The organism is Dyadobacter sp. SRI_021, assembly GCF_057586235.1.
The window spans coordinates 71,359-92,646 of sequence record NZ_JBYCZM010000013.1 but is presented as its reverse complement, the minus strand read 5'-3'; the positions used below and the strand labels follow the sequence as shown (position 1 = coordinate 92,646).

The window sequence follows — 21,288 nt, the reverse complement described above, 5'->3', positions numbered from 1 at the left end:
AATGCATTGTCTTACGACAATGCATCCGCTATTGGTTCAATCTTGGTTTCGGGAACGCCGATCAGGTTGAGCATTTTCTGCGTAGCCTTAATCGCCGAAAACGTCTGGTCCGAGTCCAGACCGCGCGTTTTAACCTCCTTGCCATTGATCTCCCAGGTAATGATCGTTTCGCATAAGGCATCGGTCTTACCACCTGGCGGAATCCGAACGGTATAATCGCTCAGCATCGGCAGCTCAATCCCCTTTTTTGCGTAAATCTTTTTCAAGGCATTCATAAATGCATCGTACTGGCCGTCGCCCTGCGCATTTTCTTCAAAAACCTCTTCGCCGAAAGAAATCTGCAATGTGGCAGAAGGTTTCAGGTTTTTGGAATGCGTAAGCACGTAGTTGGTGATTACCACCTTCTCCTCCACGGCACTGCTGTCGAGAATATCGGAGATAATGTAAGGCAAATCCTCCGGCGTAACCACCTCTTTTTTGTCGCCCAGCTCGATAATGCGCTGCGTTACCTTTTTCAAATCGGCATCCGAAAGCGAAATGCCCAGGTCACGCAGGTTGTTCTCAATATTCGCCTTGCCGGAAGTTTTACCCAATGCATACAACCGCTGCCGACCGAAACGCTCGGGCATCAGTTTACTGAAATAAAGATTGTTCTTCTTATCCCCATCTGCATGAATACCAGCCGTTTGCGTAAACACACTTTCTCCTACAATGGGCTTGTTTGCAGGGATACGGATGCCTGAAAACGTCTCCACCAGCTTGGAGATCGAGTACAGCGACTTCTCATTCACCGCCGTCGTACATTCCGGCATCATGTCGTTGATCACCGCGATCGTGCTCGCGAGCGGCGCATTACCCGTACGCTCACCCATGCCGTTCACGGTCAGGTGCAGGCCTTGTACGCCCGCACGAAGCGCTTCCATTACATTCGCGACACCCAGGTCATAGTCATTATGGCCGTGGAATTCGAAATGCTGGTTAGGATAGCGTTCAACGATTTCCTTAATGAATGTATAAGACTCAAATGGTGTCAGAACGCCCAACGTATCAGGGAGCAGAATTCGCTTGACGGGCAAAGCACTCAGAAAATCAAGCGATTGGAACACATATTCTTTCGAATTACGCATCCCGTTACTCCAGTCTTCGAGGTACACATTGCATTGAATGCCCTTCGTTTCCGCGAGCTCAATTACATTACGAATATCTTCGAAATGCGCTTCCGGTGATTTTTTGAGCTGGTGGGTCAAATGGTTCAGCGATCCTTTGGTGAGAAGGTTCATCACTTTCGCGCCAGCCTGCACCATCCAGTTAATGGACGCATCGCCGTCGACGAACGTGAGTACTTCTATTTTATCCAGAAAACCATTCGCACCGGCCCAATCCGTGATTTTCCTAACCGCCTGAAACTCCCCTTCCGACACACGTGCCGAGGCGACTTCAATGCGGTCGACCTTCACTTCCTGCAACAGGATCTGGGCGATGGTCAGTTTTTCGGATGCGGAAAACGACACCCCGCTGGTTTGCTCACCATCGCGGAGTGTCGTGTCCATAATTTCTATGTAGCGGCTGTTCATGGGCAGTCGGCCGTCGGCTATCGGCTATTGGCTATCAAAAAAAGTTCGACAGCCGATAGCCGATAGCCGACTGCCATTAAAATATTCTCTCTGCTTCAAATTCCTTGATCTCTCCCTTCATCGCTTGCAGATAATCGATGTCGTCGAAGCCGTTCATCAGGTTATGTTTTTTATAACCATTGATGTCGAAAGACTCGCTTTCGCCCGTCGCAACGATCGTGATTTTCTGCTCCGGCAAGTTCACTTCCAGCTCTGCCTTAGGATCAGCCTCGATTGCTTCGAAGATTTTGTTCAAAAACTCAGGGCTCACTTGTACTGGCAAAATACCGATATTCAATGAGTTGCCTTTGAAAATATCCGCAAAGAAGCTGGAAACCACGCAGCGAAAACCGTAATCGTAGATCGCCCACGCGGCGTGCTCGCGGCTCGAACCGCTACCGAAGTTGTGGCCTCCCACAAGGATTTTGCCGGAGTAAATAGGATTGTTCAATACGAAGTCCTGCTTCGGCGTATCGTCGCCGTTGAAGCGCCAGTCACGGAAGAGGTTGTCGCCAAATCCTTCGCGTTTAGTTGCTTTCAGGAAGCGCGCAGGGATAATCTGGTCGGTATCGACGTTTTCGATCGGCAAAGGGACCGCCGAGCTTTTCAGTATGGTGAATTTATCGTAAGCCATTGTTTTGAATGCTTTATGCCGTAAGCTTTAAGCTTTAGGCTTTTTTGTAATGCTCTTTTCTAGATTGTACAGCATTCTCTTTATCAGGTTAATCCTTTCATTAAGTAATGAATAATCCGCATCTGAAAGGTATTCCAAATCTTTTGAAAGCTGTAAGAGATATTCGACTTCATGAGCAGAGCCCAATGAGATATGTATGAATCTTGCGAACTCTAGGTCTGTTGTCCTGCCACACCCCTCTGCCAAATTCGTTGGAATTGAAACAGAAGCCCTCCTAATTTGTGAGGTTACGCCGTATGTTTCATTTGCCGGAAACGTTCGCGTTTTGATGTAAACATCCAGAACAAACTCATGGCTAATTCTCCATACCTCATACTTCCTGAAATCTCTCATAGTGTGTCAATTGCAATCTGCTTATAGCTTAAGGCCTATCGCCTAAAGCCCTCAAAGCAACGTCCGCGGATCCGTAACCACGCCCGTTACTGCTGCTGCTGCGGCTACGAGCGGGCTTGCGAGCAATGTACGCGCACCGGGGCCCTGGCGACCTTCGAAGTTACGGTTTGAGGTACTTACCGCGTATTTGCCGGCAGGGATTTTGTCGTCGTTCATTGCCAAACAAGCTGAGCAGCCTGGCTGACGCAATTCGAAACCAGCTTCGGTCAGGATGTCCAGGATACCTTCTTCTTTAATCTGCGCTTCTACAATGTGCGAGCCAGGAACGATCCATGCCGTTACATTATCAGCCTTCTTACGGCCTTTCACGATCGACGCGAACGCGCGGAAGTCTTCGATACGGCCATTGGTACAGCTACCGATGAAAACATAGTCAATAGGCTTACCGATCATATTTTCATTCTCGTGAAAACCCATGTAATTCAGCGACTTGTCATAAGTAGCCTTACCACCTTCCACCTGATCCGAAGTAGGGATCGCGCGGGTGATGCCCTGACCCATTCCCGGATTGGTACCGTAGGTGATCATCGGCTCGATATCCGCTGCGTCGAAAGTATATTCTTTATCGAAAACAGCGCCTTCGTCTGTTTTCAAAGTTTTCCAGTAAGCCAATGCCTTGTCCCACTTCTCGCCTTTCGGAGCTTGCTCGCGGCCATTGATGTAGGCAAAAGTAGTTTCGTCGGGAGCGATCATACCACCACGGGCTCCCATTTCGATACTCATATTGCAGACCGTCATACGACCTTCCATCGACATATTTTCGAAAACATCTCCCGCGTATTCAACGAAATAACCCGTTGCACCGGCAGTAGTCAGTTTCGAGATGATATAAAGTGTTACGTCTTTCGGCGTTACACCTTTGCCCAGCTTGCCATTTACGTTTACACGCATTTTCTTGGGCTTGGGCTGCATAATGCACTGCGAAGAAAGCACCATTTCCACCTCCGAAGTACCGATACCGAACGCGATCGCGCCGAAAGCACCGTGGGTAGAAGTGTGCGAATCACCGCAAACGATGGTCATGCCGGGGAGCGTGATACCGTTTTCCGGTCCAACCACGTGCACGATACCATTACGGGCATGGCCCAGTCCCCAGTGTGAAATGCCGTATTTCGCAGCATTCGCTTCGAGGGCTTTCAGCTGATTCGCCGAGAGCGGGTCCTGAACCGGAAGGTGCTGGTTGATGGTAGGAGTGTTGTGATCCGCCGTTGCGAAAGTACGCTCGGGATACATCACGCCAATGCCTCTGGTTTCGAGTCCCAGGAATGCAACAGGGCTTGTTACTTCGTGGATAAAATGGCGGTCGATGAAGAAAACATCCGGACCGTCCTCGATTTTACGAACAACGTGGGCATCCCACACTTTGTCGAAAAGGGTACTCGCTTGATTACTCATTTTGATTAAAATTAGAATTTCGCCTCGTCGTTCAGGCTTCAAAGAAAGAGCTGATAATCAACGCCTTTCTCAGAAGGAGAATCGACATTACAAATTACCGCATAATTAAAGGAATATATATAACGGTAAAGGTTCAAAAAATAGTGATTTTGGTTTAGGGGCAGGGTTTGAGCGGAAATCTTTATTCCAATGCATCCGGCTCCATCAATGGCTGCTGTCGGTTGTCCCAAAAGAACAATACGTGTATCTGGCTGCCTGCGACTTCGTAGAAAACAGAACAGTTCTTATGAATCCATCCCTTGCGGATGTTCGGATTTTCGCGGGTGCCCTTGAAGATGAAAGGAGTGCTACTTATCGTGTCTAAGATATGAATTACCCTGCGGTGAAATTGGCTAGCTATGCTTTTACCAAACCTGGATTCAATTTGGTCATAAATGGCGTCGAATGTTTCGACCGCCGTAGGAGCCAGGATCACCTCATAATTCACTATCCCGTTTTCTGCTTTTAAATTCGTCCAAAGTCATGTAACGACCAGCCTTTATCTCCTCTCTACCAGCCTGAATGCCTTTCAGCACATGTTCCGGCAGCGCTTCATCCCTTTCAAATTCCACTTCCATTGCTTCCAGAAAAGCAATTACAGCCTCTTCCTGATCTTTGGTTGGATAAACATGAATCGCCTCCATTGTCCATTCAAGTATTAGTGTAAACAAATATAATGATTTGCCTGCATAAGCACAGCCCGTCACCCCTGCCGCTTCGGCGTAGTCCCGTACTTCTCTTTGTATGTCTTGATAAAATGCGAAACGCTCTCATACCCAATTTCCGTACTGATCTCCGAAACGTTCTTCGTACTATTCCTCAACAGAAAATCCGCATAATCCAGCCGCTTGTTTTTCAGCCACAGGGCAGGTGAAGTGTTAAATTCATCCTGAAAATCTCGCTTGAATGCCGAAAGGCTCCGGCCGGAAAGCCGCGCCAGCTCATTCAATGTCAGAGGCTTCAAGTAGTAGCTGTTCATCAAAAACGAAAGATCGACCTTTTCACCTTTATAGAGACTGTACAAAATACCCCGCAACTGGTTTGAATGATCCAGCTCCATCAAATGCAGCAGCAGCTCCTGGAATTTCAAACGCAGAAAGTGATTCTTCAACTCCGTTCGCGAGCGGAAATAGGGAAATACGGATTGGATGAACTTCTCGAAATTGTCATCCGACTTTAAAAGCAAAATCGGATATTCGACGGCTTCGGCGTTTTTTTGAGCATCAAAAAGCTCCGGGTGCAAGCCTACGAATTCCTTCAGTAACTTTTCGTCAAAAAAGAACACCAAGCTTTTATATGCCTCGTGAATGGATTCCGACATCAAGTAAAAGCCCCGCTGAATGAACAAAATATCCCCTTTTTCGACATGCACTTCCTGCGTCGGACTGGTAAATTTCTTTTCACCTTCCAGCACCACAATCACCGCGTGCTCCTCGAAAAACACGTCGTATTTCGAAGGATATACTTCATTCCGGTAAGCCACGAAGGTCATGTCCTGGATTTTCAGGGACTCGAATTCCTGGGAGCTGATGTCGGATGGTACGCGTAACATTATCGGGCGGCTATTTCCGGCTTTTGAAGAATTTGTTCAAATTCAAATAGTAGTTCAAACTGATGCGCGGGCGATTAAAAAACGTGACCTCGTCTGATACCAATGTCGATAAATTCGCAAAATGTGAGACTTCGAGGCTTAGCTGCCTTCGGAACGAAATACCAATATGAGGCCCCAAAATGAAAGTTCGCCAGCTATCCATGGGAAAGCTGTATTCGAAACCTATATTAGGCCTGAAATTACCGGAACCGATGTAAGTCCCCGCACCAACCTCCAGGGTGTTTAAACTGATTTTCTCGTCCGGAATGTAGTTGTACACCTTGCTCACAGAAACGCCTGGCATTGTCGCAAATAGAATTTTGAAATACCGGTTGTGAAATCTTCTTGGCAGGTTTATGCGCAATCCCACTCCGAATGTTGGCGTCGTACCCAGGTTGACATCTGTTTCCTCCCATGCTTCGATACCGCCCATCGCATATGCGTCTATCTCCATTTCCGATTCAGCAGCGGCGCCTTTGCTTTGCTTTTCCGAGGTATTCACTCCGTTATACCGGTCGACATAACGCCCCAATTCCCTTGCAGAATAACCCCGAACAGGACCATTATCGGCACCATCGGCGAGCAATACCGGTAGTTGGCGTACATACTCGTCATATTGAATGAGGTATTTCTTTCCGCCGGAGAGTCTGTAAAATGGATAATTGTATAGTTCCTTCAACTTTCCACCCTTTTCCAGAAAGAAATGCGATTGCTCAGCCAGGTCTAGGTATTCCAGCAAAGTTGCTTTCGGGCCTGAGGTTATCTGTCTTAAATAAACGGTTACCGAGTCCTTCGCTTCGAGAGAGGGAGCCTGTTCGTAGGTTTTGCTCAGATCGATATTCAGTATTCCGATTCTTTTGCTCACATAGCGCTCGTTAAGCGGCGCAATGTAAAACTGTGCCGCAGCGTCCGGACCTACTTTTTCCACTATGCCCCTCTTCTCTCTGGCAAAATCAACGGTCATCGGACTGGTGCCCCAGCCGTCGTAACGGATAAATCCCCTGGTCGTGTCACCTTCGAGCGAAACGATGTAACTTTCCAACATTTTCCCCTGACCAAAGCCGCGGGAAGCGGCCATCACGGCAACCAATACGCCAATAAATAAGCAATACGGTTTTCTTCGTAAAACTGAGCTCATATAATATTTAAACCATAAACTGAAACAAATCCGGCTGATCATTCAGATACTCATAAACCACCCGGTTCGCATCCATTCGCTCGATGAGCGGCGCAAAATCTTCGCGGCTTTTCAATTCGATGCCTACCAATGCAGGCCCCTGCTCGCGGTTGGTTTTTTTTACGTATTCGAAACGTGCAATGTCGTCATTAGGCCCGAGCACATTTAAAAACTCACGGAATGCACCTGAACGTTGCGGAAAGCGGATAATAAAGTAATGCTTCAAGCCTTCATAAAGCAACGACCGCTCCTTGATTTCCTCGGTGCGGGTAATATCGTTGTTGCCACCACTGATGAGCACTACGACGTTTTTACCCTTAATATCTTCTTTAATTAAATCCAATGCAGCTACCGTCAATGCGCCGGCGGGTTCGGCGACGATCGCTTCCTCATTATAAAGCTGTAAGATCGAAGAGCATACCTTTCCTTCCGGAACGAGCAGGATTTGATTCAAACTCTTACTGCAAATATCAAATGTAATATCGCCGGCACGTTTTACTGCTGCACCATCTACAAACTTGTCAATGTTATCCAGCGTCACGACATGCCCTTCCTGAATGGATTTGTGCATCGTTGGCGAGCCTTCCGGTTCCACGCCAATGAGTTGTGTTTTGGGAGAAAGCTGTTTAAAAACAGTTGAAATGCCGGATGCCAGGCCGCCTCCGCCAATGGCCATCAACAGATAGTCGATTTTGAAATCAGCATCTTTGAAAATTTCCAAACCAACGGTACCCTGACCTTCGATGACCTGTAAATCATCAAATGGGTGCACAAAAACGGCATTGGTACTGTCGCGATAGGCCATTGAGGCGTGGTAGGCGTCGTCGTAAGTATCGCCTACCAAGTGGATTTCGATCCACTCCTGTCCGAAAAGCCGCACTTGTTTTACTTTCTGCGCGGGTGTGGTGGTAGGCATAAAAATGGCACCTTTCACCTGCATTTTCCGGCACGCATATGCTACGCCCTGGGCGTGGTTACCCGCGCTCGCACACACGACTCCTTCTGCGAGGGCTTCGGGTGCGAGGCTCGCCATTTTGTTATATGCTCCCCGAATCTTGTACGAGCGGACAGTTTGAAGATCTTCTCTTTTGAGATAAATATTAGCTCCATACTGCTCCGAAAGGTGTGCATTAAAAAATATCGGTGTGTGATTGATCACCCCGCGCAGGCGTTCGGCGGCGAGGAATATGTTATCGAGAGTCGGAACGGAATGTGAAGTGCTCATAGGATTCTGAAACAAAAGAGCTTTGCAAAAAGCAAAGCTCCATTTTTCTATCTGTTACCCCGGACTTAAGTCCGGGGCAAAGGATTAACTTAGTTTCTTTCCGGACGCAATCCGCGTACAGTAGAACCAGCTTGCCACATTTCTGATTCGCGCAGCTCAGCCAATTCTTCTTCCAGTTTCACGCGGTAGTCAGGTTGTGAGTTACGGGTGATGGAAATTTTAGCTTGCTCGCCGCTTTTTACAGAGTTGTACAATTGCTCGAAAACAGGCTTGGTAGCGTCACGGAAAGGTTTCCACCAATCCAAAGCACCGCGCTGGGCAGTAGTAGAGCAGTTAGCGTACATCCAGTCCATACCGTTTTCAGCCACCAATGGCATCAACGATTGAGTCAATTCTTCGACTGTTTCGTTGAATGCTTCTGACGGCGTGTGACCGTTCGAACGCAACACTTCGTATTGTGCAGCGAAAATACCCTGGATAGCCCCCATCAAAGTACCACGCTCACCGGTAAGGTCAGAAGTAACTTCACGGTAGAAATCAGTTTCGAACAGGTAACCTGAACCTACACCGATACCCATTGCGATACATTTTTCACGCGCTTTGCCAGTAGCATCCTGGAATACCGCGAAAGAAGAGTTCAAGCCTTTTCCTTCTACGAACAGGCGGCGAAGTGAAGTTCCCGATCCTTTTGGAGCAACCAGGTATACATCCACGTCAGCAGGAGGAACGATGCCAGTCTGATCTTTATAAGTTACACCGAAACCGTGTGAGAAATACAGTGATTTGCCGGCAGTAAGGTGTTTTTTAACAGTTGGCCAAAGTTCGATCTGAGCAGCGTCAGAAAGCAAGTAGCAAATGATGGTTCCTTTTGCAAGCGCCTCTTCGATGTCGAAAAGGGTTTCGCCTGGTACCCATCCGTCAGCAACAGCTTTGTCCCAAGACTTACCACCTTTACGCTGACCAACGATTACATTGAAACCGTTGTCACGCATGTTCAAGCTTTGGCCTGGGCCTTGTACGCCGTAACCAATTACAGCGATGGTTTCGTTAGAAAGTACTTCGCGTGCTTTTTCAAGAGGAAATTCTTCACGGGTTACTACTTCTTCTTCGACCCCGCCGAAATTTAATTTTGCCATTGATTATTGATTGGATTATTGATTTACTACGAATTTAAAAGCAATACTACTAAAAACTGGCCGACTATTGGTAATACTCCCACTCAGCTTCGGGCAGATAATCTACCAGTGTCTGAGGCGATTTGCTCACCGCCACGCGTCCCGAGCGAACGAATTCGAGGATTTCGTGGGGTTTGATATAATCGAAAAATTCAAAGATCTCTTCTTCGGTGCCCGTCTTCTGAATGATCACATAAGTGAGGTGCCAGTATACGACCCACGCTTTGTAAACCTTATTAATCGTCTCGATATCGAGCGGTTTAGCACCGATGGGTGTCGAAACCTTGAACAATGCGATCTCGTTGTAGGCGATGTCTTCATTGAGATACCCGAAAACCGCGAGTACTTCGATGATCTTGCGGATCTGGCGGACCAGCTTCTCTACCGCGTCGCGCGACTCGCTACGGATGACGATCGTAAAGCGGGAAATACCCTTACGCTCGGTCTCCGAAACGGTTAAGCTCTCGATATTGATCCGTCGCCGGGTGAATATCGTCGTGATCTTGTTGAGAATACCGATCGAATTCTCAGTAAAAACACAAATGGTGTATGATGTCATAATTTCTTCCTCTTTATATTATTCCAAACGGATATCGGCTACGCAAGCGCCCGTTGGCACCATCGGGAACACGTTTTCTTCTTTCTCTACCAATACTTCCAAAAGATAAGGCTTGTCGGAAGCCAGCATGGTGTCGAGCGACGCATGCAGATCCTCGCGTTTCGCGCAGGTATGCCCGTCGATGCCGAAACCTTTGGCAATCGTGATGAAATCAGGGTTTTGCAGCTCCACGAACGAGTAGCGTTTCTGGTGGAAAAGCTGTTGCCACTGGCGTACCATTCCGAGGAAGTTGTTGTTCAGAATGATGATTTTCACCGGCAAACCGCTCTGCGCAATCGTACCCAGTTCCTGAATCGTCATCTGGAAGCAACCGTCGCCGATAATCGCAACCACTTCGCGGTCCGGCGCGCCCACTTTCGCTCCGAATGACGCAGGCAATGCATAACCCATCGTTCCCAAACCGCCCGAAGTAATGTACGAGCTCGGTTTTTTAAACTGGTAATAACGCGCCGCCATCATCTGGTGCTGGCCTACGTCGGCCACGATCACCGCTTCGCCCTTGGTTTTATCCGAGAGGGTGCGGATCACCTCCGCCATTTTGATTTTCTCCGTAGTAGGAGCCAATTCCGGCTGTGTGATCTTCTTATCTTCGATCGCGTCGTATTTCTTGAATTCAGCTTTCCAGGCTTCGTGATTGTTTTCATTGACTAATGGAAGCAGTTGTTCCAGTGCAATTTTCGCGTCGCCCACTACCGGTGCGTCCGCTTTCACGATTTTGTCGATTTCCGCCGGGTCGATTTCAATGTGAACGACCTTCGCTTGCTTCGCATAGCGGTTCAAATCGCCGGTTACCCGGTCGTCGAAACGCATTCCGACCGCGATAATGAGATCGCATTGGTTGGTCAGGACGTTGGTACCGTAGTTTCCGTGCATTCCCAGCCAGCCCATATAGTTAGGGTGGTCCACCGACATGGAGGAAAGCCCCAGCAATGTCGAAGCGGCTGGAATATCTGTTTTTTCAATAAAACGGATCAATTCCTGCTCCGCACCGGCAATCTGCACGCCGTGACCTACGAACAGGAACGGGCGTTTTGCTTGGTTGATCAGCTTCGCAGCAGCCGCCAGCTGCTCTTCTTTCGGTGCGAGGCGCGGGTGGTAGCTCAGCAATGTCTCTACCTTTTTGTGTACGAAAGGCTTCGTCATCAGTTTCTGCTGCGCATCCTTGGTAATATCGATCAAAACCGGCCCCGGACGACCTGATTTTGCTATATAAAATGCCTTGGCAATGATCTCAGGGATTTCATCCGCATTGGTAACCTGGTAGTTCCATTTGGTAATGGGGATGGTGATACCCATCACGTCGGTCTCCTGGAATGCGTCGGTACCGAGCAAATGCGATGCCACCTGACCGATAATACACACCATCGGCGTAGAGTCGATAATCGCGTCCGCGATACCGGTTACCAGGTTGGTAGCACCCGGCCCCGAAGTAACAAGACAGACCCCTACCTCACCCGTAATGCGCGCAAAGCCTTCCGCCGCGTGTGCAGCCCCCTGCTCGTGACGCACGAGAATGTGGTTGATCTGATCCTGATAGTCATAGATCGCATCATACACCGGCATAATCGCGCCGCCCGGATAGCCGAAAATGGTTTTCACCCCTTCCGCAATCAGCGACTGGATCACCGCATGCGAGCCATTGATCAGCTCCGGCCTGGCTACCGAAACCAGCGGTTCCGAGCCCTGAATTGTTGCAGTTTGATTTTCATTAAATCCCATGACCTCTATTTTATTTAGTCGGATGAATTTTCAAGATTCTCAATGTCATTTATATCTCTCGGCCTTCCTGCCGCCTTCTTTGCCGTGATCAGATCTTTGTAATGTATCAATCTGATTTTTAAACCCTCTACTGCATGATCAGCGGCATTCTTGTACGCTTCTTCGAATTCCAGCCCTTTCAACTTCGTGATTAAATCGATCGAAACGGGCACCCGGCCAAATGTAAATACATCAAATTGCGGGTTATGCAGGAAGTTCGTCTCTGTCATATCAAATAGCGGCATTCCAAACTGTTCGAATGCATTCGCAATCCTCCGATAGTTTTCACTCGTTTTCCTAACCCATATATCCATGTCGCCGGTTGTTCGGGAATAGCCATGCAGGATTACCGAGTAGCCGCCGACCAGAATATATTCCACTTCACATTCATTGAATGACTTCAAGAAATCCTGAAAATCATCATTGAAAATATTTCCCATTACATCGGGTGTTTTCGCATTGAAAAAACACTTCTGTCCATTCGGGGTGGGTTTTGCAAATCAAACTGAAATGCAATGCTGTTCAGGTAATGCGCTGCTTCCAACCTTTCTTTCAAAGTTTTCGGCTGATTTTTCGCGTAGTACTTCTCAGTCTCCGAATGCGTCCCGGCATGGAAGGCCGTTCTATCCAATTTGAATTTCCCTTCCGACATAATGTTTAGTTTTTTACGCCTCGTCAGTCACGCAACCTTCGCTGGCCGACTTCACGGTTCTGATATATCTTCCCAGCATCCCTTTTGTAAATTTCGGCGCGGGTTGTACCCAGGCTGCTTTGCGGGTCGCCATTTCTTCGTCGGAAATGTGCAGGGTCAGTACGCGGGTGTTGGCATCGATAGAAATACGATCACCGTCTTTCACCAATGCGATGGGTCCGCCTTCGAATGCTTCCGGGGTGATGTGGCCTACTACGAAACCGTGCGTACCACCTGAGAAACGGCCGTCAGTGATCAATGCGATCTTATCGCCCAGACCTGCTCCCATCACGGCAGAGGTAGGTTTCAGCATTTCCGACATCCCCGGTCCGCCTTTCGGACCCGCATTGCGGATTACCACCACATGGCCTGGCAGGATTTCACCTTTTGCCAGCATTTCGATGATCTCCGTTTCATGCTCGCACACTTTTGCCGTTCCGTCGAATGTCAAACCTTCCTTACCAGTGATTTTCGCTACCGCGCCGGTTGGAGCCAGGTTACCATAAAGTACCTGAATATGGCCTGTCTGCTTGATTGGCGTTTCAATCGGGAACACCATTTTCTGTGTTTCAAAATTCAAGTCAGGAGCTTCTGCGAGGTTTTCGGCAACAGTTTTACCGGTTACGGTGATGCAATCGCCGTGGATTAGACCTTTGGAATACAAATACTTGGTCACCGCAGGTACACCGCCGATTTCCAGGATATCCTCCATGAAGTACTTACCGCTAGGTTTCAAATCCGCGATGAATGGCGTGCGGTCCGAAATCGCCTGAATGTCATCCAACGTCAATGGAATGCCGGCTGCGCGGGCGATTGCCAGGTAATGCAATGCTGCGTTGGTAGACCCACCCAGCGCCATTACCACTGTCAATGCATTTTCAAGCGATTTTTTGGTAATAATATCTTTCGGAGTAATGTTCAGTTCGAGCAATTTCTTCATGGCCGCACCGATCTTCTTGCATTCTTCCTGCTTGCCCTCGTGCGTAGCCGGGTAAGAGCTGCTGAATGGCAAGCTCAATCCCATTGCCTCGATCGACGACGCCATAGTATTGGCAGTGTACATACCACCGCAAGCACCCTGGCCAGGGATCGAATTCTGAATTACTCCTTTATAATCTTCGTCAGAAATATTGTTGGCGAACTTCTTACCCAGCGCTTCGAATGCCGAAACGATGTCGAGTTTCTGTCCTTTATAATGTCCCGAACGGATCGTTCCACCGTACACCATAATAGCAGGACGGTCGAGGCGCGCCATCGCCATAATAGCGCCAGGCATGTTTTTATCACAACCCACCACCGCGATCACGCCATCGTACCACTGCGCAGCCACTACGGTTTCGATCGAATCCGCGATAATGTCGCGGCTTGGGAGCGAGTAACGCATCCCGTCGTTTCCGTTGGTCATACCATCCGACACGCCGATCGTGTTGAAAATCAGGCCCACCATGTCGTTCGCATTCACGCCCTGTTTCACGTACACCGAAAGGCCGTTCAGGTGCATGTTGCAAGGGTTACCTTCGTAACCTGTGCTGGCAATCCCGATCTGGGGTTTAACAAAGTCTTCTTCTTTCAAACCAATTCCATAAAGCATTGCCTGGGCGGCCGGATTGGTTACTTCCTGGGTAAGGGTCTTCGAAAATCTGTTTAATTCTGTCGCCATTGGTGAATGATTGTATTTAAAATAAAAACACCCCACTCGGTTAGGTGAGTGAGGCGCCAGTTATGTGCTATCATCCCACTCACGCTATTGCGTGACGATAATTAGGACCGGGACGATAAGAGTCAGTTTCATTTTAGCGGAACATTTAAGTCTAGCGAAATTTCGCTGTTTTTTACTTGGTGTTACAAATTAGAAGCCATTCTTTTTATTTTCCAAACATTCAAACCTTTTTTTGTTATTAATCTATGATAAATACCAAATTTCCTCCCGGTGCAACATCCTTATCGGAAAAGATTTAATTTTGAATTCCAAAAAACACGAACCACAATGCTGACTACCGAATCGTCTTCGAACTATAATGATCTCGAAAAAATGAGTGTCCACGACATTCTGACCTCCATTAACCGCGAGGATCAGACCGTGCCGCATGCAGTTCAGAAATCCATTCCGCAGATCGAAGCGTTGGTAGAGCAGATCGTTCCGAGAATGCAAAAGGGCGGCCGCCTCTTCTACATCGGCGCCGGAACGAGCGGACGATTGGGCGTTGTGGACGCATCTGAATGCCCACCGACGTTCGGTGTACCGTTCGATTTGGTAGTCGGCATCATCGCCGGCGGCGACACCGCCATTCGCAGAGCCGTAGAAAACGCGGAAGACGACTGGAACCAGGCATGGAAGGACCTGGCTGCTTACGCACCGAATGCGAACGATACATTAATAGGGATAGCCGCCTCAGGCCGCACGCCGTACGTAATCGGCGGTTTAAACGAAGCGCGAAATGCCGGGTTACTTACCGGCTGCGTAGTTTGCAACGATGGATCCGCGGTGGCCCAAGCCTGTGAATATCCCGTCGAAATCGTCGTAGGACCCGAATTTTTGACCGGAAGCACCCGAATGAAATCCGGAACTGCTCAAAAACTGGCCCTGAACATGATTTCAACCTCGGTCATGATCCGATTGGGCAAAGTGAAGGGAAATAAAATGGTGGATATGCAGCTCACCAATGAAAAACTGGTCAACAGGGCGTTGCGTATGATCATTGATGAGCTGAATATCTCGCCCGACGAAGCGCAATCGCTGCTCGACGAGCACGGAAGTGTCCGCGCCGCCATCGAATCGGTACGGAAATAGGGCTATACTGAAAGCACGATCTTGCCGAACTGCTGCCCGGAATCCATGTATCGGAGGGCTTGTTCGGCTTCTTCGAGCAGAAATACCTTGTCGATAATCGGCACAATCCGTTTTTCGCTTACAAACCGCACCATATCGGTAAATTCCTGCTCGGTACCCATGGTACTGCCGTAAATATTAAGCTGTTTAAAAAATACCTTCGCGGGCACAATGTCGGTGATGTTACCGGTTCCGCCGCCGTAAAAGCAAATCCGGGCGCCGGGAGCAGCGATATCGATCAGTTTGGTAAAACCAGGGCCACCCGCGCTATCGATAATGACATTGAAATAACCCGTCTTGGGTCCGCGTGCCTTCACGAGCAAGTCCCGGAACCAGGTCGGGTTTTTATAGTTAATCCCACCTTTCGCGCCCATTTCGATCGCTTTCTGTATTTTCTGGTCGGAACCGGAGGTTACCCAAACCTCGGCGCCAGCAGCAATGGCGATCTGGATCGCGAAAAGTGCCACGCCTCCACCCGCACCCGTTACGAGCACGCGATCGCCTTCTTTGAACCGGCAGCGCGTCATCAGCGAGCGCCAGGCTGTCAGCCCACCCAACGGTAATGCGGCCGCTTCCTCGAACGACAAATGCGCCGGCTTTTCAGCCAGGTACTTTGCCTCGGTTTTTACATATTCCGCAAATGTGCCATTGTCCGGCAGACCGAGTATTTTATGGTCGTCGCTGTAAAAATCAGGGTTGTCGCCCCAGTTTTGGGAGGGGTTGATAATCACCTCTTTTCCGATCCAGCTTTTGGCAACACCGTCACCTACTTCCGTCACAATGCCCGCGCCGTCGGATCCGGGGATTATCGGGGTTGTAATGCGTGGATAAAGTCCTTTTTGTATCCAGACATCGCGGTGGTTGAGCGATGCGGCTTTTATTTCTATGAGCGCCTCTCCCGGACCGGGATTAGGCTTGTCCGTTTCTTCAATCACCAACGGCTCATGAAGATTTTTTAAAATAGCGGCTTTCATATGTTGGGTTTTTAAACAAAAAAATGATGAACCGGCCTGTCCGAAACGGTACCTGGCCTTGTTCATCATTTCAAAATGATTGGAACCGTTTCAGATGCTATATATCCGAATATTCGGTGGGATACAAGAAGAAGCTGGTGTTTTTTGAAACGTTGTTCTGGTACTCCGGATTTGTTTTCAGCTTGTTCCATTCAGCGTCTTCACTGAATGATTTCCAATGCGCGTCACGCGATGCCTTGTTCTCGAAAGTGGTCATATACATCAGGTTCGGCATGTGACTTCCAACGATCACTTCCCCGTAGAATACCGCATTGAAGCCCAGGCGCTTGAACAATGGGACTTCGCCTCCGACATTGAACATCTTCACTTTATTCTGGTAAATTTTCTCGGTATGCCCTTCATAGCTACGCAGTTCGTACACTCTTTGGCTTTTCGGCCCGGTTAAGTTGGGCTTCATATGCACAGGAGCGTCGGTGAAAGCTTGAAGTACAATCGACTCGAAGCGGGCATACGGCGGATTTTTATAGTTCGCTTCAATGTAATCCTTCCCTGCCGAAACATAGGCGGCGTCCTTGTCCAATGTTTTAGGTAAAGTCAACAATTGATCGAGGGATTTCAGGGGTGTTAATACGTAAATGAGCTTTCCCGCCATGGTGTCAGTTGCGACAGGCTTGAAAACACCCACATTTTTGATACCGGCACGGTGAGCCGCCGGAACGTATGCATCTTTCAGGAAAGCTTCTACGCGCGCTTCCTGATCGGCGTTTTTGAGATGATAGATTTTGATTTCGTAAAATTCGCGCTTCGGAGGTGCGGCTACGGAGCTCAATGCAACCACGAGCAGCAAAAGGGTGAAAATGAAATTAAGGTTTCGGTAGTTGGACATAGTCGTCAAAATGGCATTTAAAAGTGAATTAACCACTAAAAAAGACTTTTGCCATCTAAGTTTACCCTATTTCAATTCCCACTAACTTTTTTCGAAGTACATCAGAATTTCGGGCAAGAAAGCTGCCGTTTCCGGGTTTTCGGGCGCTTCGGTTTTGATTCGAGCGGGGCGAAAACATAGGAAAGTGAAATCTCATGCGCGCCTCCGCTACCGGCGCCTAGTGTAGAAATGGTCAGGTCATAGCTGTAACCGATCGAGAATTTGTCCTGACGGTACCCTGCCAGGAATATCAGCGATTCGTGGTTATTGATATTCTGTTCGTATTTCTTGAAAGGAATTCCGCGATACCACGCGCCGATTACCAAAGGCTCGATGGTCACGTACATACCGGCATCGAACTGGTCGTATTTGCCCTGCTTTTTATACATGATGGCCGGAGAGATCGTCTTTTCCTTATCGATTTCATCGCCAAGAAATGTGTAGCCGGCGAATGGAATACGCAACCCCGCCTGCAAACTGGCTTTCACGGGCAACCGCGCTTCGGTAAGTTCTGAAAACGCCTGATTAGGGCGGTTCAGGTGATGTGCCGAAACCCCCGCCCAATACCAGTCGGAATAAAGCATTGCTCCCGCACCAAAGTCGGCGTAGAATACATTAGGGCCACCTTTTGCGAAGGGATCTTCAGAAGGCTGGCCGGTTAAGCCGCCATTATTATATTGATCACCAAATGTCAATCCGAAGTAATCCAATGTCCGCGAAGCCACACCGCCCTGGATCCCAAGACGCAGCGAAGTCAGTTCATTGAACTGGATTTGATAGGAATATTGCAGCGCCGCCTCGGTCGATTTAAGGTTGCCTAGCCCCTGGCTGTCCATGGTTACCAGCACGCCCAGCCCGCTGTTGAAATTGGGCAGGAATACGTCGGCCCCTATCGAAGTAGTCACGAAGTTGGCCGATAATGAAGGCCATTGGTTACGGTAATTGATGGTTGCACGCGGCGCCAGCGCCCCTCCTGCCAACGCAGGATTTAAGTACAACGGGTTTGCGTAGAACTGCGAAAATTGCGGATCCTGGCTCCAACCTTTCAGGCAAAGCAGTGTCAGTAGGAAGAGAGGAAGTAAACGCTTGATCATAGATTTATTGGCTTGCCGTTTGCCGAAAAACGGACACGTTCCGGGCTCAAAAAAATTACCTGATTAATTTCACAAATTATCCTCAAATTGCGTATTAATATTCAAATTAGAGTGGTTTTTACGACATTACCGCACAAAATTTTAACATTTTATTTTCGTTAGTAATGTCGGGTAACTTGAATATTCTTTGAGAAGGTAGGGGTGTTTGAACAAGTAACGAAACATGGGGCGATTTTATAATAGATACCACCAATTTTTTTATGTCCTCTGCCTGCTCATGCTCCTCCGTGGCGCAAGTGCCATGGCGCAGTCGCCCTTTGTCGTAAAAGGACAGTGTATGCAGAACCCGGATTGCGAGGCAGATTCGACTTCCTTCAGGGACACGGTAAGCACCGCGAGAGCCTGGCGATGGAACTTCGGCGACGGTGCCACAGACACCCGCCGCAATCCTCAGCATTCCTATGCGGCTCCTGGTACGTACACCGTTACGCTTGTTCGTACCTTGCAAAACGGTACTCAGGAAACAGTTCCTCAAACAGTTAAAATCGGCGAGCTTCCCCCTGAGTTCCAGCAATGGAGGATAGATACAACCATTTGTAAGGGTGATACTATCACGCTCGATCCCTATCCTAATGGTGCGCCGGAAGGAGCTACGTACCTATGGTATCCAAAAGGGCAAACTACCCAAACTCTGCGCGTCGACAGTTCCGGTTGCTATTCCGTTGAAGTATTTCTACCCAATGGTTGCAGCATTCAGAACAGAATCAATGTTAAGATTTGTATGGAGCCGCAGGCACAGGAAGGTTCCAAATGGTATTTCGGAGGCAATGCAGGTCTCGATTTTTCCAATACTCCCCCATCTCCGCTAACCGATGGCAAGCTGAGCACTCCCGAGGGAACTTCGTCGATTGCCAATTCGAAAGGACAACTCCTCTTTTATTCCGATGGTATTAAAATATGGAATAAGAACGGGGATGAAATGACGTGTACTTTCGGGGCCTGCGCGCCCATGAAGGGAAGCCCCAATTCGACGCAATCGGTGCTCATTGTGCCCCAGCCGACTTGCAGAGGGTGCGAGTACCTTTATAATGTGTTCACAACTTCTGACATCAATGGCGAGAAGTTACTAACGGTGAGCGTCGTAGATATGCGCCGCAACAATGGCCTGGGTCAGATCATTGAACAAAATACAACTCTTCAAACACCTACTACCGAGCGCATTGCCGCCGTCCGCAACGACCGCGACAGCACCTACTGGGTCGTTTCGCACGATTACGGCACCAACAAGTTCCGCATTTTCCATGCTACCACGGGTGGGCTCGTAGAAGTGGCGGCTCCCGAACTGGGTATGGCACACGACAGTACCAACAAGGCCGAGGGTTATATGAAGTTTTCTTCACCCGACAGTACTACCGGTTATCGCCAGCTAGCCGTGGTAATTCCTGGTCCTGCAAGAAACTATGTAGAGCTATACAGTTTTGACGACTCAACGGGCACATTAACCTACAAAAAAACCATGGACCTCGGTCCCGCTCCGCCCATTGCATATGGTATCGAATTCTCGCCGACGGGAGAAAAAATGTACGTTTCTTTTCAGGGTGAAAACGGTACAAAATCCTATCTGAAACAATACGACCTTACGTTGCCCGATAGCCTCGTTATAGAAACGGCCATTACCATCGACAGTTCTGCCACGCAGAAATTCGGTGCATTGCAGTTCGGGCCGGACGGACGGATTTATATGGCTATTCAGGGAAGTGAATACCTGGCAACGATCGGCGAACCGGAAGGAAATTCGTTGACCGGTGTCGATTATGAGCGCGATGGAGCGAATTTGGGAGGTAAAAAAAGCCAGTTGGGATTGCCTAATATGGTTCAGGACTTCACGCAGGAATCACAAGGCCCGGGATTTGAAGCCGACGGCTTTTGTACCAATGAACCCACGCAGTTCCAGGCCAGCCCGATGTGTGACCCGATCGAGGATACTTATTCATGGGATTTTCTGGGAAATGGCCAATTTTCGACGCCTTCGAAGCAGCAGCAGGCTACTTACACTTATACGCAAGCTGGAACTTACAATGTGACTCTTCGCATCACGAATAAATGCTCCACTGATACAGTTACACAACAAGTCGTCATTTATGACACTCCTGCTCAAATCAATTTGCCAAAAGTTATTGACACTTGCGCCAATTTTGTTCCATTGGATATGAAAGTAGAGGCAGAGGTTTACGCTTGGATGAACCGTGGCAGAATTGTAGGCAGAGGGCGGACTTACAAAGCAACCGCCACAGGAGATTATATAGCGATCGCTTTCAATGGACCGCGAGGAGATTGCTTTTCTGCTGATACAGTCAAAATAACCCTCCGTAAACCGCCTGCTGTCTCCATTGGCCCGGATACCACACTCTGCCGCGACAGTTCCATTGTGCTGGGCGTGGAAAGCCCTAGGTGGATCGAGTTCAATTGGAGCACCGGAGAAACGAGCCGCGAAATCACTGTCAAACAACCAGGTTCATATACGGTTACGGTAAAAGACAGAAACGACTGCTACAATTCCGACACAGTACAGATTGGCGAGCGTCCTTCTCCTATTCTGGGATTGGCCCCCGAGAACTACATCTGTATTCCAGACGGCCAATCCGTCATACTGGATGCCAACGGACGGGAGCCATATGAATATCTCTGGCAGCCTTCGGGAGCGACTACTCAAACAATCACAGTTAACCAGGAAGGGAAATACACCGTGCGGGCAACCAATAAAGAAGGTTGCTCCGTCGAGCAAACCACAGAAGTCATAGACAAATGCGAGCCGCGGCTCTTCATACCGGATGCTTTCACACCCGACGGTGAAGGCCACAATGAGATCCTGCAAGTGTTCGGAGCTTACTATACCAATTTCTCAATGCGTATTTACAACCGTTGGGGCGAAGTTATTTTCGCTACTACCGATATAGAAGCACGTTGGGACGGGACTTACAAAGGTCTGAAAGTGCAGCCGGGAAGTTATCCTTATATCATTTCCTACGAAGCGCTCTATTATCCCGAACGCAATCCGGTCACGAAACGCGGATCGGTGATGGTGATCCGCTAGC

The 21,288-nt window shown here is 48.7% G+C and carries 20 protein-coding genes; 2 read left to right on the top strand and 18 right to left on the bottom strand.

All coding sequences use genetic code 11. The features are described from left to right. Positions 1–11 precede the first annotated feature (11 nt). From AC2YIT_RS28260 to ilvD, 15 genes are all read right to left on the bottom strand, one after another. Positions 12–1,574: an alpha-isopropylmalate synthase regulatory domain-containing protein gene (locus AC2YIT_RS28260; protein WP_487281402.1), complete on the bottom strand. Its 1,563-nt coding sequence runs from the start codon at positions 1,572–1,574 to the stop codon at positions 12–14. A 76-nt stretch (positions 1,575–1,650) separates the two neighbouring features. Then, positions 1,651–2,247: a 3-isopropylmalate dehydratase small subunit gene (gene leuD / locus AC2YIT_RS28255; RefSeq protein ID WP_430850332.1), complete on the bottom strand. Its 597-nt coding sequence runs from the start codon at positions 2,245–2,247 to the stop codon at positions 1,651–1,653. A 27-nt stretch (positions 2,248–2,274) separates the two neighbouring features. Further along, positions 2,275–2,640, bottom strand: a complete 366-nt coding sequence (locus tag AC2YIT_RS28250) for a four helix bundle protein (protein WP_430850334.1) — start codon at positions 2,638–2,640, stop codon at positions 2,275–2,277. Positions 2,641–2,691: 51 nt separating this feature from the next. Further along, a complete protein-coding gene (leuC, locus tag AC2YIT_RS28245; protein WP_430850336.1) occupies positions 2,692–4,095 on the bottom strand; it encodes a 3-isopropylmalate dehydratase large subunit in 1,404 nt (467 codons plus the stop codon). 181 nt (positions 4,096–4,276) lie between these two features. Then, positions 4,277–4,570 carry a type II toxin-antitoxin system RelE/ParE family toxin gene (locus AC2YIT_RS28240; protein WP_487281437.1) on the bottom strand — a complete coding sequence of 98 codons (294 nt, stop codon included), beginning with the start codon at positions 4,568–4,570 and terminating at the stop codon, positions 4,277–4,279. Between the two features lies 1 nt (position 4,571). Next, a complete protein-coding gene (locus AC2YIT_RS28235; RefSeq protein ID WP_430850338.1) occupies positions 4,572–4,778 on the bottom strand; it encodes a hypothetical protein in 207 nt (68 codons plus the stop codon). Positions 4,779–4,837: 59 nt separating this feature from the next. Continuing rightward, positions 4,838–5,686, bottom strand: coding sequence for an AraC family transcriptional regulator (locus AC2YIT_RS28230; protein WP_430850340.1), 849 nt, complete (start codon positions 5,684–5,686; stop codon positions 4,838–4,840). A gap of 10 nt (positions 5,687–5,696) precedes the next feature. Continuing rightward, positions 5,697–6,863 carry a hypothetical protein gene (locus AC2YIT_RS28225; protein ID WP_487281401.1) on the bottom strand — a complete coding sequence of 389 codons (1,167 nt, stop codon included), beginning with the start codon at positions 6,861–6,863 and terminating at the stop codon, positions 5,697–5,699. 7 nt (positions 6,864–6,870) lie between these two features. Beyond that, positions 6,871–8,127, bottom strand: a complete 1,257-nt coding sequence (ilvA, locus tag AC2YIT_RS28220) for a threonine ammonia-lyase IlvA (protein WP_487281400.1) — start codon at positions 8,125–8,127, stop codon at positions 6,871–6,873. Positions 8,128–8,216: 89 nt separating this feature from the next. Continuing rightward, on the bottom strand, positions 8,217–9,263 hold the full coding sequence (ilvC, locus tag AC2YIT_RS28215; protein ID WP_430850346.1) for a ketol-acid reductoisomerase: 1,047 nt from the start codon (positions 9,261–9,263) through the stop codon (positions 8,217–8,219). A gap of 64 nt (positions 9,264–9,327) precedes the next feature. Next, the gene (gene ilvN / locus AC2YIT_RS28210; protein WP_430850348.1) at positions 9,328–9,861 is read right to left on the bottom strand and encodes an acetolactate synthase small subunit; all 534 of its coding nucleotides are present in this window, start codon (positions 9,859–9,861) and stop codon (positions 9,328–9,330) included. 18 nt (positions 9,862–9,879) lie between these two features. Beyond that, complete coding sequence (gene ilvB, locus AC2YIT_RS28205; protein WP_487281399.1) at positions 9,880–11,640, bottom strand: biosynthetic-type acetolactate synthase large subunit; 1,761 nt, start codon at positions 11,638–11,640, stop codon at positions 9,880–9,882. A 14-nt stretch (positions 11,641–11,654) separates the two neighbouring features. After that, entirely contained in the window at positions 11,655–12,119 is a 465-nt protein-coding gene (locus AC2YIT_RS28200; RefSeq protein WP_223405924.1) for a nucleotidyltransferase, read from the bottom strand. Continuing rightward, positions 12,119–12,331: a hypothetical protein gene (locus AC2YIT_RS28195; protein ID WP_430850353.1), complete on the bottom strand. Its 213-nt coding sequence runs from the start codon at positions 12,329–12,331 to the stop codon at positions 12,119–12,121. The genes AC2YIT_RS28200 and AC2YIT_RS28195 overlap by 1 nt, the downstream gene beginning before the upstream one ends. Before the next feature lie 13 nt (positions 12,332–12,344). Then, the gene (gene ilvD / locus AC2YIT_RS28190) at positions 12,345–14,030 is read right to left on the bottom strand and encodes a dihydroxy-acid dehydratase (protein WP_430850355.1); all 1,686 of its coding nucleotides are present in this window, start codon (positions 14,028–14,030) and stop codon (positions 12,345–12,347) included. Positions 14,031–14,357: 327 nt separating this feature from the next. On the opposite strand from ilvD, the gene murQ reads away from it, so the two are divergent. Next, positions 14,358–15,161 (top strand): N-acetylmuramic acid 6-phosphate etherase, encoded by an 804-nt coding sequence (murQ, locus tag AC2YIT_RS28185; protein WP_487281398.1) that lies wholly within the window; start codon positions 14,358–14,360, stop codon positions 15,159–15,161. A gap of 2 nt (positions 15,162–15,163) precedes the next feature. On the opposite strand, the gene AC2YIT_RS28180 is transcribed toward murQ, so the two are convergent. The 3 genes from AC2YIT_RS28180 to AC2YIT_RS28170 all read right to left on the bottom strand — a co-directional run bounded on the left by AC2YIT_RS28180 (position 15,164) and on the right by AC2YIT_RS28170 (position 18,193). Then, positions 15,164–16,174, bottom strand: a complete 1,011-nt coding sequence (locus tag AC2YIT_RS28180) for a zinc-binding dehydrogenase (protein WP_487281397.1) — start codon at positions 16,172–16,174, stop codon at positions 15,164–15,166. Between the two features lie 97 nt (positions 16,175–16,271). Further along, entirely contained in the window at positions 16,272–17,060 is a 789-nt protein-coding gene (locus AC2YIT_RS28175; protein WP_487281396.1) for an NIPSNAP family protein, read from the bottom strand. 101 nt (positions 17,061–17,161) lie between these two features. Beyond that, the gene (locus AC2YIT_RS28170; RefSeq protein ID WP_487281395.1) at positions 17,162–18,193 is read right to left on the bottom strand and encodes a PorP/SprF family type IX secretion system membrane protein; all 1,032 of its coding nucleotides are present in this window, start codon (positions 18,191–18,193) and stop codon (positions 17,162–17,164) included. Between the two features lie 337 nt (positions 18,194–18,530). On the opposite strand from AC2YIT_RS28170, the gene AC2YIT_RS28165 reads away from it, so the two are divergent. After that, complete coding sequence (locus tag AC2YIT_RS28165; RefSeq protein ID WP_487281394.1) at positions 18,531–21,287, top strand: PKD domain-containing protein; 2,757 nt, start codon at positions 18,531–18,533, stop codon at positions 21,285–21,287. The last annotated feature ends 1 nt before the right edge of the window (position 21,288 follow it).

Bases quoted from the DNA above. Each gene is read 5' to 3' on its own strand.
- ilvB (WP_487281399.1), bottom strand. From the start codon at position 11,640: ATGGGATTTAATGAAAATCAAACTGCAACAATTCAGGGCTCGGAACCG.
- AC2YIT_RS28260 (WP_487281402.1), bottom strand. From the start codon at position 1,574: ATGAACAGCCGCTACATAGAAATTATGGACACGACACTCCGCGATGGT.
- AC2YIT_RS28165 (WP_487281394.1), top strand. From the start codon at position 18,531: ATGCAGAACCCGGATTGCGAGGCAGATTCGACTTCCTTCAGGGACACG.
- AC2YIT_RS28235 (WP_430850338.1), bottom strand. From the start codon at position 4,778: ATGGAGGCGATTCATGTTTATCCAACCAAAGATCAGGAAGAGGCTGTA.
- AC2YIT_RS28195 (WP_430850353.1), bottom strand. From the start codon at position 12,331: ATGTCGGAAGGGAAATTCAAATTGGATAGAACGGCCTTCCATGCCGGG.
- AC2YIT_RS28180 (WP_487281397.1), bottom strand. From the start codon at position 16,174: ATGAAAGCCGCTATTTTAAAAAATCTTCATGAGCCGTTGGTGATTGAA.
- murQ (WP_487281398.1), top strand. From the start codon at position 14,358: ATGCTGACTACCGAATCGTCTTCGAACTATAATGATCTCGAAAAAATG.
- ilvD (WP_430850355.1), bottom strand. From the start codon at position 14,030: ATGGCGACAGAATTAAACAGATTTTCGAAGACCCTTACCCAGGAAGTA.
- leuC (WP_430850336.1), bottom strand. From the start codon at position 4,095: ATGAGTAATCAAGCGAGTACCCTTTTCGACAAAGTGTGGGATGCCCAC.
- AC2YIT_RS28225 (WP_487281401.1), bottom strand. From the start codon at position 6,863: ATGAGCTCAGTTTTACGAAGAAAACCGTATTGCTTATTTATTGGCGTA.
- leuD (WP_430850332.1), bottom strand. From the start codon at position 2,247: ATGGCTTACGATAAATTCACCATACTGAAAAGCTCGGCGGTCCCTTTG.
- AC2YIT_RS28230 (WP_430850340.1), bottom strand. From the start codon at position 5,686: ATGTTACGCGTACCATCCGACATCAGCTCCCAGGAATTCGAGTCCCTG.
- ilvA (WP_487281400.1), bottom strand. From the start codon at position 8,127: ATGAGCACTTCACATTCCGTTCCGACTCTCGATAACATATTCCTCGCC.
- AC2YIT_RS28250 (WP_430850334.1), bottom strand. From the start codon at position 2,640: ATGAGAGATTTCAGGAAGTATGAGGTATGGAGAATTAGCCATGAGTTT.
- AC2YIT_RS28170 (WP_487281395.1), bottom strand. From the start codon at position 18,193: ATGATCAAGCGTTTACTTCCTCTCTTCCTACTGACACTGCTTTGCCTG.
- AC2YIT_RS28175 (WP_487281396.1), bottom strand. From the start codon at position 17,060: ATGTCCAACTACCGAAACCTTAATTTCATTTTCACCCTTTTGCTGCTC.
- AC2YIT_RS28200 (WP_223405924.1), bottom strand. From the start codon at position 12,119: ATGGGAAATATTTTCAATGATGATTTTCAGGATTTCTTGAAGTCATTC.
- ilvN (WP_430850348.1), bottom strand. From the start codon at position 9,861: ATGACATCATACACCATTTGTGTTTTTACTGAGAATTCGATCGGTATT.
- ilvC (WP_430850346.1), bottom strand. From the start codon at position 9,263: ATGGCAAAATTAAATTTCGGCGGGGTCGAAGAAGAAGTAGTAACCCGT.